Origin of the sequence: Nocardioides xinjiangensis (assembly GCF_017916385.1) — a bacterium.
In the GTDB taxonomy this organism is placed as follows: domain Bacteria; phylum Actinomycetota; class Actinomycetes; order Propionibacteriales; family Nocardioidaceae; genus Nocardioides; species Nocardioides xinjiangensis.
Genome location: NZ_JAFMSW010000001.1, coordinates 682,372 through 695,233, shown reverse-complemented (window position 1 = coordinate 695,233; position 12,862 = coordinate 682,372). Strand labels below are relative to the sequence as shown.

Sequence of the window (12,862 nt, the reverse complement as noted above, 5' to 3'; positions counted from 1 at the left end):
GTGAGCGGTTTCGAGCACCACCGGAGGTCGGACCGCGTCATCGCGACGTTCACCGGCTTCGAGGCCGACCTCCTGCGCTCCCTGGCCTCGCAGCTCGTCGAGCTGCTCCGCAACGAGCGGGCCGAGCCGGCGACCCCGTCCGGCGACCCGTTCGAGGCGATGACCGCCGAGTTCTCCGGCGCGACCACGGCCCCCGAGGACCCGGTGCTGGCGCGGTTGTTCCCGACGGCGTACCTCGACGACGAGGAGGCGGCCGCCGACTTCCGCCGCTTCACCGAGGGAGCCCTGCGCGACGGCAAGGCGGCGGTCTCCGCGCTGATCATCGACACGCTCGAGGACGCCGGCCTCCCGCCCGAGCTCACCGAGGACGGCCTGGTGATCGACGTCGAGCTGACCCGTGACGACGCCGAGTCCTGGATGAGGGCGTTCACCGACATCCGGCTCGCCCTCGCGACACGGCTCGGCGTGGAGGCCGGCGACGAGCACTACTGGCACTCGCTCCCCGACGACGACCCGCGCGCGCAGGCGCACGACATCTACGAGTGGGTCGGCTACCTGCAGGAGACGCTCGTCGAGGCGCTGTCCTCGTGAGCCCCTCGTGAGCCCCTCGTGAGCCCGGTCCCCGACTTCGTCCTCGCGATCCGCGAGAAGATCGGCCACGACCCGCTGTGGCTGCCCGGGGTCACCGCGGTCGTGCGCCGCGGGGACGACGTCCTGCTGGTCCGGCGGGCCGACAACGGCCACTGGACGCCGGTCACCGGGATCCCCGAGCCCGGCGAGGAGCCGGCCGTCGCGGCGGCCCGCGAGGCGATGGAGGAGACCGGCGTCCGGATCCGGGTCGACCGCCTGGCCTCGACCGGCGCGCACGGCGGGATCGTCCACGTGAACGGCGACCGGGCGAGCTACCTCGACCTCACCTTCGCCTGCACCTGGCTCGAGGGGGAGGCGCACGTGGCGGACGACGAGTCGAGCGACGTCCGCTGGTGGCCGCTCGCCGCGCTGCCGCCCATGACCGAGGTGATGCTGGCCCGGATCGCGGCTGCCACCAGCGACGAGCGCGAGGCCCGGTTCGTCGCGCCGGCGGGACAGGAGACCGCGGGGGCCGCAGACGGGGCCGGGTCGCCGGCGCTCGTCGCGCCCCCCGCACCGGTGCTCGGCGTCGACGCGTGCGCCACCGGATGGGTGGGCGTCGTCCTCGACACCGGGCTCCGCGCCTCGGTGTTCGTCGCCGCCACCGTCGTCGAGCTCGTCGAGCTCGTGCGCGAGAGGTACGACGTGCCCGTCGTGGCGATCGACATCCCGATCGGGCTGCCCGACGCCGGGGGCCGGCGGGCCGACGCCGAGGCGCGCCGGGTCCTGGCCGGGCGGGCGTCGTCGGTGTTCTCCACACCGGTGCGGGCTGCGCTCGAGGCGCCGACCTACGAGGAGGCGCGGACGGCCAACCTCGCCGCGACCGACGGCCGCACCAGCGTCAGCGCCCAGGCGTACGCGCTGCGCCGGAAGGTGCTGGAGGTCGACGCGTGGGTCCGCTCGGAGCCCGGCACCCAGGTGATCGAGGTGCACCCGGAGGTGAGCTTCGCCCGGATGGCCGGCGGTCCCGTGCAGGCGCGCAAGAAGGACGCCGACGGCGTACGGGCGCGACGCGAGGTGCTGGCCGCCCACGGCATCGCGGCACCCCCGTGGTTCCGCGGGTCCGGGTTCGGCGAGGACGACCTGCTCGACGCGTGCGCGGCGGCGTGGACGGCGGTGCGGCACGCCCGTGGCCTCTCGGAGGCCTTCCCGGCCGAGCCGGAGGTCTTCTCCGACGGCATCCCGGCCGCGATCCGCGCCTGAGGTCAGCCCGAGTGGGTGGTCACCCCGTAGCGGGCCCGCGAGGCCAGCGCCCAGCGTGACGCCGGGATCGCGGCGAGGCCGGTCACCACCATCAGCCCGGCCAGCAGCAGCCAGCCCACCTCGCCGAGGTCGACGCAGAAGTAGGCGACCATCGGTGGACCGATGACCGAGGTGAGGCTGAAGCCGAGTCCGGCGAAGCCCTGGTACTGCCCCTGCCGCTCGTGCGGCGCCAGACCCATCTGGAGCCCCCACTGGCCGCCCGAGCCGATCATCTCCCCGACGACGTGCACCAGCGAGCCGACGACGAGCAGCAGCACCGCGGTGGTGGCGTCGCCGCGGTCGGCGAAGGCCACCACGGCGAAGCCTGCGGCGATGAACAGCGAGCCGGTCAGCAGCGCGCGAGCCCCGGTCGCCACGGAGTCGGCACGACGCGAGAGGCGGACCTGGAAGAAGGTGACGGCGATGGTGTTGACCACCAGCAGGATCGCGACCATCACCTTGGGCGCTTCGGTGCGCTCGACGATGTAGAGAGCCATGCCGAGCTCCATGATCGTGAAGTGCAGGGAGAACACGCCGGTGATGAGGGTGATCACCACGAAGGGCACGTCGCGGAGCACGGCCAGGCGCGGCTCGCCCTCGGTGCGGACGTACGCCGGCAGGTCGGGCAGGCGGGTGCTGTTCCACGCCGCGAGGCCGGTGAACGCGGCGTTGAGGAAGAACACCGAGACGTAGGCCCACTCCTCGTCGACGACGAGCGCGGCGCCGCCGAACACCGAGCCGAGGCCGATGGCGGAGTTGGTGACCGCACGCAGGTAGGCCTTGAACAGCACGCCGCGGCCGCCGGTGGCCAGCTGGGCGATCACACCCTGCTGCACCGCGCCGGCGGATCGCTCGAAGAGGGTCAGCAGCGCCAGGAGCAGCGCCAGCGACCAGGGCGCCCGCGCGAAGGCGGGCAGGGGCGCGACGAGCGCGGCCCCGACCATGGCGGCGGTCAGCACCCGCCGCGGCCCGAGCGTGTCGCCGAGCTGGCCGGCCGGCACCTGCACCACGAGCGCGACGATGCCGGCGAGGGCGAAGGCCAGGCCGACCTCCGCGGCGGTGAAGCCCACGTGGCGGGTGAAGTAGATGGCGCTCGTCGTGATGACGGCTCCGGAGCCGAAGCGGTTGGCGAAGGAGCCCAGGGCCAGCACCCGGAGGTCCGGGTCGAGGGGGAGCCCCCGGCGCGTGAGGGGTGCCTGGACATCTCCGACCGTCATCCGAACCCCTCGCGCACCCGACTATCTTGACGTCAAGATATACGTCGTGAGACGCGGCGAGGTCAACTCCGGGCGCCGCCTACGCTCGGGGACGTGCTGACCATCGCCCAGGAGACCTACGACGCCATCGTGGCGCACGCCAAGCGCGACCACCCCGACGAGGCGTGCGGCGTCGTCGCCGGCCCCGAGGGCAGCGACCGGCCCGAGCGCTTCATCCCCATGGTCAACGCGGCGGGCAGCCCGACCTTCTACGAGTTCGACTCCAGCGAGCTGCTCGCCCTCTACAAGGACATGGACGCCCGCGACGAGGAGCCGGTGGTGATCTACCACTCCCACACCGCGACCGAGGCCTACCCCAGCCGCACCGACATCGGCCTCGCCAGCGAGCCGAACGCGCACTACGTGCTGGTGAGCACCCGGAACAGCTTCGACGAGGAGGGGAATAGTGACGGCCCCGTGGAGTTCAGGTCCTACAGAATCATCGACGGCGTCGTGACCGAGGAGGACATCACGGTCACGCCCACTGCAGGAACACCCCCAGAGACATCCCAGGAAGCGAGCACCACCTGATGGCCATCGAGGTCCGGATCCCCACCATCCTCCGCACGTACACCGACGGCGCCAAGGCCGTCGAGGGCACGGGCGGCAAGCTGGCCGAGCTCATCGACGACCTCGAGGGCAACCACCCCGGCATCAAGGACCGCCTGGTCGAGGAGAAGGCCGGCTCGGTCGACCTACGGCGGTTCGTCAACGTCTACATCAACGACGAGGACGTCCGCTTCATCGGCGGGCTCGACGCCGAGCTCTCCGACGGCGACCAGGTCGTGGTGCTCCCCGCCGTCGCCGGCGGCTGCTGAGCCGGCCGGTCCGGGTCCCCCGGCGTCAGCCGGGGGCATGAGCACGCCTCCGACCCCCGGCTCGCGTCGTCTCGCGCATCGGGCAACCGGCGGCCGGCGGCCTCCACCGAGGGGCGGATGTCATGCTTGCGGCATGCGCTTCGACAGCCTGCTGGAGTCGGTCGGCGGCACGCCCCTCGTCGGCCTGCCACGGCTCTCGCCGAGCCCCGACGTCCGGATCTGGGCCAAGCTCGAGGACCGCAACCCCACCGGCTCGATCAAGGACCGTCCGGCCCTGCGGATGATCGAGCAGGCAGAGAAGGACGGCACGCTCCGCCCCGGCTGCACGATCCTCGAGCCCACCAGCGGCAACACCGGCATCTCGCTGGCGATGGCCGCCAAGCTCAAGGGCTACCGCATCGTCTGCGTGATGCCGGAGAACACCTCCGAGGAGCGGCGGCAACTGCTGCGGATGTGGGGCGCGGAGATCGTCTCCTCCCCGGCCGCCGGCGGCTCGAACGAGGCCGTGCGCGTCGCGAAGCAGATCGCGGGGGAGCACCCCGACTGGGTGATGCTCTACCAGTACGGCAACGACGCCAACGCCCTCGCCCACGAGGAGGGCACCGGTCCCGAGCTGCTCGCCGACCTCCCCGAGATCACCCACTTCGTCGCCGGGCTCGGCACGACCGGGACCCTCATGGGCGTCTCCCGCTTCTTCCGCGCCGCCAAGCCCGACGTCCGCATCGTGGCCGCCGAGCCGCGCTACGGCGAGCTCGTCTACGGCCTGCGCAACCTCGACGAGGGGTTCGTCCCCGAGCTCTACGACGCCTCGCTGATCGACTCACGCTTCAGCGTGGGCCCGCGCGACGCCGTGCGCCGCGTGCGCGAGCTGCTCGAGCTCGAGGGCATCTTCGCCGGCATCTCGACCGGCGCGATCCTGCACGCCGCGCTCGGCCAGGCCGCCAAGGCGCAGAAGGCCGGCGAGCGCGCCGACATCGCCTTCGTGGTGTGCGACGGCGGCTGGAAGTACCTCTCGACCGGCGCCTACGAGGGCACGGTCGACGACGCCGAGGACCGTCTCGACGGACAGCTCTGGGCCTGAGCGAGCCGTCGGCGGTCGGGCAACCGGCTCCCACGTGCGCCCCCTCCGGTCTACGCTCGACGGGTGAGCACAGTCGTGCGCGTCGTCCTCGCCCCACTCGTCCTCGCGCCGCTCCTCCTCGCCTCGCTCCTCCTCACCCTGCTCGCCGGCCCGGCCCACGCCGGCGGGGAGCGCCCCGGCCACGGGCACCACGCGGCACCGGGTCACCTCGACGCGAGCGAGCACCGGCGTACGACGAGGGGCGACCGGTCCGTCGCCGGGGAGGACGTCGTCCCGGTCCGGCGCCGCGTCACCTACTCCGTCACCACGCGGGGACGCATCGGCGCGTCGATGAAGGTGTTCCGGCGGCAGGCGCAGGAGACGTTCGACGACCCGCGCGGCTGGAGGTCGGGCGGCGTGGAGCTCCGTCGGGTGCGCCGCGGCGGGCACTTCACGCTCGTGCTCGCGGCGCCGGGGACGCTGCCGTCGTTCTCGGCGGGCTGCTCGACGCGGTGGTCGTGCCGGGTGGGCCGGCACGTGGTCATCAACCAGCTGCGGTGGCTGCGCGCGTCGCCGGCGTGGAACGCTGCGGGTCGGTCGCGGCGCGACTACCGCCACATGGTGGTCAACCACGAGACCGGGCACTGGCTCGGCCTCGGGCACGCGTCGTGTCGCGGCGGCCGCCGGGCGCCGGTGATGATGCAGCAGTCGAAGGGCACCGGCGGGTGCCGGTTCAACCCGTGGCCGCTGGAACGCGAGGCGGCTGCCGTCAGGGGGCGGTGAGCCGCAGGTCCATCTCGGCGTCGAACTCGCTGCCCTCCACGGCGGGGAGGTCGAGGAGGTCGAGCGCGAGGTTGGCGATCATGCCGTTGCGGACCGGGGGACGGCGCATGCCGTAGCGGGTGCGCCGGGTGCCGGGGTCCTTGTAGCTGGGATTGATGGCGTAGAGGTCGACCCCGCGGTCCACGGCGGAGCCGCGTGCCATGAAGACGACGCGGTAGTTGTCGAGCAGCGTGGCTTTGTCGTGCGAGGGCCCGTGCCCGCCGTGGTCGCTCGTCAGCAGGATCGTGGTGCCGGCCCGGCGGGCCGGGTCGGCGTTGACGGCCCGCACCACACGACCGACGAGCGCGTCGGACCTCCGCACCGCGGCGAGGTAGGGCCGCGACATCCAGCCGCTCCTGTGGCCGGCGTTGTCGGGCAGGGAGAGGTGGAGGAAGCGGAAGTCTCGGTCCGTCTCGAGGTCGTCGACCAGCGCGGTCACCAGCGCGGCGTTGTCCAGGTCGATCGTGGTGCGGTCGATGGCGTCGGGCCACGACCGCTGCCACAGGCCGAACTTCGTCTTCGAGGCGAACAGCGCAGCCGATCCGCCTGCGGCGTCGACGACCGAGAAGACCGAGGCCACGTCGTGCCCGGCCGCGGCCTGCACCGTGCTCGGCACGGGCCGGTCGTCGTTCCAGGTGACCCCGTGGCCGCCCGTGGCGGCCTCGATGCGACGACCGGTGACCATGCCGGTGTGGTTGGGCAGGGTCACCGTCATCTCGTGCTCGGTGCGCGCGTTGAGCGTGGAGGCGCCGGCCCGCATGAAGCGGTGGAGGTGCGGCAGCTGCTTCCTGCCGAGCCGGCGGACGGCGGGCACGCTCATGCCGTCGATGGAGATGGCGAGCACGGACTCGGCATCGGCTGCCGCCCTGGCGGCCGTGCCCGGGGCGGTGCGGCCGTCGACCGCTCCCTCCACCGAGCTGTCGGGGACGAGTGCGGGCGCCTGGGTGCCGGCGAGGACGAGGCCCGAGCCGACCAGGAGCGAGACGAGCACGTTGCGCAGGGTCACTGCCCGACGATAACCCGAGCACCCCGGGTGTGACCGGGCCGACGCCCCCGACGGCGTGACCGGCGACCGGGGAGCGCCTAGCCTGCTTCCTGTGCCGACCGCCCAGCCCGCACCGACCGCCGACGCCCCCATCGGCATCTTCGACTCGGGGTTCGGCGGGCTGACCGTCGCCCGCTCGGTGATCGACCAGCTGCCGCACGAGTCGGTCGTCTACCTCGGCGACACCGCGCGCCAGCCCTACGGCCAGAAGCCGATCGGCGAGGTGCGCGAGTACGCCCTCGAGTGCCTCGACCACCTCTACGCGCAAGGGGTCAAGGCGCTCGTGATCGCCTGCAACTCCGCCAGCGCCGCGATGCTGCGCGACGCGCGCGAGCGCTACGACGTCCCGGTCGTCGAGGTGATCCTGCCGGCCGCGCGCCGCGCCGCCGCGGCCACCCGCAACCGCAGGGTCGGCGTGATCTGCACGCGCGCCACGGCCGGCTCGATGGCCTACGACGACGCCTTCGCCGCCGCACCGGACCTCGACCTGCACATCCGGGCGTGCCCCCGGTTCGTCGACTTCGTCGAGCAGGGCGTCACCGGCGGCGACGAGCTGCTGGCCGCCGCCCACGAGTACCTCGACCCGCTGGCCGCCGCCGGCGTGGACACCCTGATCCTCGGCTGCACCCACTACCCGCTGCTGACCGGCGTCATCTCGTACGTCATGGGTGACGAGGTCACGCTCGTCAGCTCCGCGGAGGAGTGCGCCAAGGATGTCTACAAGATGCTCGCCCGGACCGGCCTGATGCGCGCCGGCGGCGAGGCCGACTACACCTTCGCCACCACCGGCAGCCCGGAGGACTTCGCCACCATCGGCCGCCGCTTCCTGGGCTCGGAGCTCCTGGGCGCCAGCCAGTTCGCGGGAGGCCTGCGATGAGGCTCACCATCGTCGGGTGCTCGGGGTCCTACCCCGGGCCCGAGTCGCCGGCGAGCTGCTACCTGCTCGAGGAGGAGCACGAGGGCCGGACCTGGCGGATCCTGCTCGACCTCGGCAACGGCGCGCTCGGGCAGCTGCACCGCCACGCGGACCCGCTCGCCATCGACGCGGTGTTCCTGAGCCACCTCCACGCCGACCACTGCCTCGACCTCTGCGGCTACTACGTGATGCGCAAGTACCACCCGACCGGCGCCCAGCCGCCGATCCCGGTCTGGGGACCGGCCGGGACCGCCGAGCGGATGGCGCGGGCCTACGACCTCCCCTCCGAGCCCGGGATGACCGAGGAGTTCGACTTCCGCGAGCACGCCGGCCCGGTCGACCTCGGCCCGTTCCGGGTCGAGGCGCACGCGGTGGTGCACCCCGTCGCCGCCTACGCGCTGAAGGTCACGTCCGGCGGCCGCACCCTCGTCTACTCCGGCGACACCGGCCCCTGCCCCACCCTGGACGAGGTCGCGTCCGGCGCGGACCTCCTGCTCGCGGAGGCGTCCTTCCGGAGCACGGACGACAACCCGCCCGACCTCCACATGACCGGCGCCGACTGCGGACGCACGGCCGCGAAGGCGGGGGTGGACCGGCTCGTGCTGACCCACGTGCCGCCGTGGCACGACGCGGCCGACGCCGAGGCCGAGGCGCGCGCCGAGTGGGCGGGCCGGGTCGAGCTCGCCCGCGCCGGGGCGACGTACGAGATCTAGACCAGGCCCGCGTCGTGGACGATCATCGCGACCTGCACGCGGTTGGTGCTCTCGAGCTTGGTGAGCAGCCTCGAGACGTGTGACTTCACGGTGGGGATCGAGAGGTAGAGCTCCGAGGCGATCTCGGAGTTGCTGAGTCCTCGCCCGACGCACACCGCGACCTCGAGCTCGCGCTCGGTCAGGACGGCCAGCCGGTCCGCGGCCGTGGTGGAGCGGTCGGTCGGCGCGGTGTCGCGCAGGCGGGAGACCAGGCTCCGGGTCGCGGAGGGGGAGAGCATCGCGTCGCCGGCGGCCACCGTGCGGATGGCGCTCACGATGTCGCCGGGCGGGGTGTCCTTCAGCAGGAAGCCGTCGGCACCCGACGCCACGGCGCGCAGGACGTGGTCGTCGGCGTCGAAGGTGGTGAGCACGACCACGGCCGGCGGCGCGGGCCGCGAGTGCAGCAGCCGGGTCGCCTCGAGGCCGTCCATCACCGGCATCCGGATGTCCATGAGCACGACGTCGGGCTCCGTGTCGTCCACCAGCGCCAGGCCGGCCTCGCCGTTGGGGGCCTCACCCACCACCTCGATGTCGGACTGTCCGCCGAGCATGAGGGACAGCGCCGAGCGGACCAGCGGGTCGTCGTCTACGAGCAGCACGCGGATCACGCCGACCACGGTAACCAAGCCTCGAGCACGAACGACGACCCCTCCGCGCGCTGGTGCAGCCGGCCGCCCCGCAGCTCGGCCCGCTCGCGCAGGCCCACCAGCCCGAGCCCGGCGCCCGGTGCGGCGCTGCGCCGCTCGCCCAGCGGGTTGCTCACCACGACGGTGATGCCGGACCCCGGGTCACCCGTGGACCGGATGGTGACCCGCGCGCCCGGCGCGTGCTTGCGGGCGTTGGTGATGCCCTCCTGCACGATGCGGTAGACCGTCCGGCCGGTGGCCGCCGGCACCGGCGTGGCGGTGTCCACGGTGTCGGTGTAGTCGACGTCGAGGCCGAGCGTCCTCGCCTCGTCGACGAGCGCCGCGATGTCGTCGTACGTCGGCTGGGGCCGCGCGGTCGGCGGGCTCGGGTCGTCCTCCCGGAGCACGCCGAGGACGTCGCGCAGCTCGTGGAGCGCGTCGTTGGCCTGCCGCTGGATCTGCCCGAGCCCCTCGCGCAACCGGTCGCCGTCGAGGTCGTCGCGGAAGGCGAGCGCACCGGCCTGCATCGACACCTGCGTGATCCGGTGCGCCAGCACGTCGTGCATCTCGCCTGCGATCCGGGTGCGCTCGACGGTGCGGGCCTGGGACAGCCGCAGCTCCTGCTCGAGCTCGGCGCGCTCGGCGCGGCTGCGCAGGCTCCAGAGCAGCTCCCGGCGGGAGCCGATGTAGAGCCCCCATCCCATGATCCCGGCGTTCACCGCGAGGTTGACCAGGGTGGTGATCAGGTAGTCGTCGCCCTGGATCGGCGCGATCGTGGTCCAGGTCTGCGCGGCGAGGAAGTTCACCACCCCGACGAGCACGACCTCGCGGAACTGCCGGCGGGTCGCCACGGACACCGCCGCCAGCGTCGCCGGCCCGGAGGCCAGCCCCGAGAAGGCGCTCACTCCCGCGACGAGGAGCGCGATGCGCACCGGGGCCCGCCTGCGGAAGTGCACCAGCACGAACGAGGCGGCCCCGAGGGCGAGCTCGACGACGAAGAAGCCGCGGACGTCGCGCCACTCGACGGCCGCGACGTTCGACCACACCAGCGCCGAGAACAGGAGGCACACGGCGTAGCGCCACGCGTGCGACACCCAGGTCAGCTCGGGCTGGCCCGGGTGGCCCTCCGGGTGCGCCCGACGCGTGTCCACGGCGCTCAGGGTAGCGAGCGCCACTCCTACTTTGGTCTGCACCGGCAGCGCCCACGGGTTGATGCCCCGACCGGGCGGCGGACCGCACTCTGGTGTCACCACCGCGCGGAGGGAGCTGCGCGGCGTGGGGCCGCGCGCAGCAGGTCGGTCCCGCAGGGGACGGGGCCTCGAGCCGGGTCCGGTGACACACGGGGGTGACCGGACCCGGCTCAGCCGCGTCTAGGGTCGTGCCATGACCTCCGGACCCTCCGAGCCCACGCCGGCTCCGCGCGCAGACGGCCGTGCCGACGACGAGCTGCGACCCATCACGATCACCCGCCACTGGCTCGACCACGCCGCAGGGTCGGTGCTCGTGGAGTTCGGCGGCACCAAGGTGCTGTGCGCCGCCTCGGCCTCGGAGGGCGTGCCCCGCTGGCGCAAGGGATCCGGCCTCGGCTGGGTCACCGCCGAGTACGCGATGCTGCCCGCGGCGACCAACACCCGCTCCGACCGCGAGTCGGTCAAGGGCCGTATCGGAGGCCGCACGCACGAGATCTCCCGCCTCATCGGCCGCTCGCTGCGCGCGGTCATCGACTACCGGGCGCTGGGCGAGAACACGATCGTCCTCGACTGCGACGTCCTGCAGGCCGATGGCGGCACCCGCACCGCCGCCATCACCGGGGCGTACGTCGCCCTCGTCGACGCGGTCGCCCACCTGCGGGCCACCGGTGCGCTCGCGGGCGAGCCGCTCACCGGGTCGGTCGCCGCCGTGAGCGTCGGCATCGTCGACGGCGTGCCGCGGCTGGACCTGCCCTACGTCGAGGACGTGCGCGCCGAGACCGACATGAACGTGGTGATGACCGGCGAGGGGAAGTTCGTCGAGGTGCAGGGCACCGCCGAGGGCGCCGCCTTCGACCGGGCCGAGCTCGACGCGCTGCTCGTGCTGGCCGAGAAGGGGTGCGCGGACCTCACGCGCCTGCAGCAGGAGGCGCTGGCGCGATGAGGATCTTCTTGGCCTCAGCCAACGCGAAGAAGATCGCCGAGATGCAGCGCATCCTCGCCGCTCACGTCCCCGACGTGGAGGTGCTCGGCATCGCCGACGTCGACGGCTACGTCGAGCCGGTCGAGGACCAGCCGACCTTCGCGGGCAACGCGCTGCTCAAGGCCAGGGCGGGGGTCGCGGCCACCGGGCTGCCCTCCGTGGCCGACGACAGCGGGCTGTGCGTCGACGCCCTCAACGGGATGCCGGGCGTGCTCTCCGCACGGTGGTCGGGCTCGCCGCACGGTGACAAGCGGGCGGCCGACGAGCGGAACAACGAGCTCCTCCTCGCGCAGCTGCACGACGTGCCCGACGAGCGCCGCGGCGCCCACTTCGCCTGCGCGGTCGCATGGGTGATGCCGGACGGCGGCGAGCGCGTCGTCGAGGGCCGCATGGACGGACGCATCGTGCGGGAGCAGCGGGGGAGCGGCGGCTTCGGCTACGACGTCGTCTTCGTCCCGGTCGAGCACGACGCCGCGGGTCTCACCGCCGCCGAGCTCGAGCCCGGCGAGAAGGACCGGATCTCCCACCGCGGCCGGGCCCTGCGCGAGCTGGCGCCCTACGTCGCCGCCGACCTGTCCTGAGGCCGCCGGCTCCTCAGGCCGTCACCGACTCCCGGGTGTCGACCCGCTTGCTCACCCACGCGCCCCAGAGCGCCGCGAAGAGGAACATCCAGAGCGAGTAGACCGCGGCCGGCACCGAGATCTCGACCTCGTCGAGCACCTCGACCGCCACGAAGATCGCCAGGGTCGCGTTGTGCACGCCGACCTCCATCGACGAGGCGATGGCCTGCGGGCCGGTCACCCCGAGGGCCTTCGGCACGACGTAGCCCACCACGAGGCTGATCGCGCAGAACAGCGCGGTGATCAGGCCGACGTCCGCGAGGTAGTCGCCCACGTTCTCGACCTGGTCGATGAGGATCCCGAGCACCAGGATCGCGAGGATCACCGCCGACCCGATGCGCACCGGCTTGTCCATCCGTCGCGCGAAGCCGGGCGCCCGCCTGTTGACGACCATGCCGAGGCCCACGGGCAGCAGGATCAGCGCGAAGACCTTGACGATCTCCACCAGCGGCATGGAGACGTCGTCCTGCCGGTCGAAGTACCCGATGGCGAGGCCGGTGATCACCGGCAGCGTCACGACCGCGATGACCGTGTTGATCGCGGTCAGGGTGATGTTGAGCGCGACGTCGCCCCGGAACAGGTGGCTGAACAGGTTGGCCGTGGTGCCGCCCGGCGAGGCGGCGAGCAGGAGCATGCCGATGCCGAGCAGGGCCGGCAGGTCGAACAGCACGACCAGCCCGAAGCAGACGACCGGGAGGAGCACGACCTGGCAGGCCAGGGCGACGGCCACGGCCCGGGGTGCGCGAGCGACTCGCTTGAAGTCGCCGACGGTGAGGTCGAGCCCGAGGCCGAACATGATGATCGCCAGGGCGAGGGGCAGTCCGACGGTGGTCAGCGCGGAATCCATGCGCGGACCCTAGTGGTGAGCGGCGTCAACGTCAGGGGGATCGGACCGGACTCGGC

15 protein-coding genes are annotated in these 12,862 nt (G+C 73.1%); 10 read left to right on the top strand and 5 right to left on the bottom strand.

The genetic code is table 11. The features are described from left to right. Together J3P32_RS03360 and J3P32_RS03355 are read left to right on the top strand one after the other, a co-directional pair. A complete protein-coding gene (locus J3P32_RS03360) occupies positions 1 to 591 on the top strand; it encodes a DUF2017 domain-containing protein (protein ID WP_210438433.1) in 591 nt (196 codons plus the stop codon). Positions 592 to 609: 18 nt separating this feature from the next. After that, positions 610 to 1,833: a DUF429 domain-containing protein gene (locus J3P32_RS03355; RefSeq protein WP_210438432.1), complete on the top strand. Its 1,224-nt coding sequence runs from the start codon at positions 610 to 612 to the stop codon at positions 1,831 to 1,833. 2 nt (positions 1,834 to 1,835) lie between these two features. Here the strand turns inward: J3P32_RS03355 and J3P32_RS03350 are convergent, their stop codons facing one another. After that, positions 1,836 to 3,089 (bottom strand): MFS transporter, encoded by a 1,254-nt coding sequence (locus J3P32_RS03350; RefSeq protein WP_210438431.1) that lies wholly within the window; start codon positions 3,087 to 3,089, stop codon positions 1,836 to 1,838. A 93-nt stretch (positions 3,090 to 3,182) separates the two neighbouring features. Between J3P32_RS03350 and J3P32_RS03345 the strand changes: the two genes are divergently transcribed. The 4 genes from J3P32_RS03345 (at position 3,183) to J3P32_RS17640 (ending at position 5,789) form a co-directional block, all read left to right on the top strand. Then, on the top strand, positions 3,183 to 3,659 hold the full coding sequence (locus tag J3P32_RS03345) for a Mov34/MPN/PAD-1 family protein (RefSeq protein WP_210438430.1): 477 nt from the start codon (positions 3,183 to 3,185) through the stop codon (positions 3,657 to 3,659). Further along, entirely contained in the window at positions 3,659 to 3,946 is a 288-nt protein-coding gene (locus J3P32_RS03340) for a MoaD/ThiS family protein (RefSeq protein ID WP_210438429.1), read from the top strand. Before J3P32_RS03345 ends, J3P32_RS03340 begins: the two co-directional genes overlap by 1 nt. A gap of 133 nt (positions 3,947 to 4,079) precedes the next feature. Further along, the gene (locus tag J3P32_RS03335; protein ID WP_210438428.1) at positions 4,080 to 5,027 is read left to right on the top strand and encodes a PLP-dependent cysteine synthase family protein; all 948 of its coding nucleotides are present in this window, start codon (positions 4,080 to 4,082) and stop codon (positions 5,025 to 5,027) included. 63 nt (positions 5,028 to 5,090) lie between these two features. Further along, positions 5,091 to 5,789 (top strand): DUF3152 domain-containing protein, encoded by a 699-nt coding sequence (locus J3P32_RS17640; RefSeq protein ID WP_210438427.1) that lies wholly within the window; start codon positions 5,091 to 5,093, stop codon positions 5,787 to 5,789. On the opposite strand, the gene J3P32_RS03325 is transcribed toward J3P32_RS17640, so the two are convergent. Continuing rightward, positions 5,776 to 6,834, bottom strand: coding sequence for an alkaline phosphatase family protein (locus J3P32_RS03325; RefSeq protein ID WP_210438426.1), 1,059 nt, complete (start codon positions 6,832 to 6,834; stop codon positions 5,776 to 5,778). The two genes, J3P32_RS17640 and J3P32_RS03325, sit on opposite strands and share 14 nt — an antisense overlap. Before the next feature lie 91 nt (positions 6,835 to 6,925). On the opposite strand from J3P32_RS03325, the gene murI reads away from it, so the two are divergent. After that, positions 6,926 to 7,750 (top strand): glutamate racemase, encoded by an 825-nt coding sequence (murI, locus tag J3P32_RS03320; protein ID WP_210438425.1) that lies wholly within the window; start codon positions 6,926 to 6,928, stop codon positions 7,748 to 7,750. Beyond that, positions 7,747 to 8,502: an MBL fold metallo-hydrolase gene (locus J3P32_RS03315; protein WP_210438424.1), complete on the top strand. Its 756-nt coding sequence runs from the start codon at positions 7,747 to 7,749 to the stop codon at positions 8,500 to 8,502. Before murI ends, J3P32_RS03315 begins: the two co-directional genes overlap by 4 nt. Here the strand turns inward: J3P32_RS03315 and J3P32_RS03310 are convergent. After that, complete coding sequence (locus J3P32_RS03310; protein WP_210438423.1) at positions 8,499 to 9,149, bottom strand: response regulator; 651 nt, start codon at positions 9,147 to 9,149, stop codon at positions 8,499 to 8,501. The genes J3P32_RS03315 and J3P32_RS03310 overlap by 4 nt on opposite strands. Further along, complete coding sequence (locus tag J3P32_RS03305; RefSeq protein ID WP_210438422.1) at positions 9,146 to 10,318, bottom strand: sensor histidine kinase; 1,173 nt, start codon at positions 10,316 to 10,318, stop codon at positions 9,146 to 9,148. Before J3P32_RS03305 ends, J3P32_RS03310 begins: the two co-directional genes overlap by 4 nt. A 232-nt stretch (positions 10,319 to 10,550) precedes the next feature. Between J3P32_RS03305 and rph the strand changes: the two genes are divergently transcribed. Continuing rightward, entirely contained in the window at positions 10,551 to 11,300 is a 750-nt protein-coding gene (gene rph / locus J3P32_RS03300; RefSeq protein WP_210438421.1) for a ribonuclease PH, read from the top strand. After that, a complete protein-coding gene (gene rdgB / locus J3P32_RS03295; protein WP_210438420.1) occupies positions 11,297 to 11,920 on the top strand; it encodes an RdgB/HAM1 family non-canonical purine NTP pyrophosphatase in 624 nt (207 codons plus the stop codon). The genes rph and rdgB overlap by 4 nt, the downstream gene beginning before the upstream one ends. A 13-nt stretch (positions 11,921 to 11,933) precedes the next feature. Here the strand turns inward: rdgB and J3P32_RS03290 are convergent, their stop codons facing one another. Continuing rightward, positions 11,934 to 12,806: a bile acid:sodium symporter family protein gene (locus tag J3P32_RS03290; protein ID WP_210438419.1), complete on the bottom strand. Its 873-nt coding sequence runs from the start codon at positions 12,804 to 12,806 to the stop codon at positions 11,934 to 11,936. Between the last annotated feature and the right edge of the window lie 56 nt (positions 12,807 to 12,862).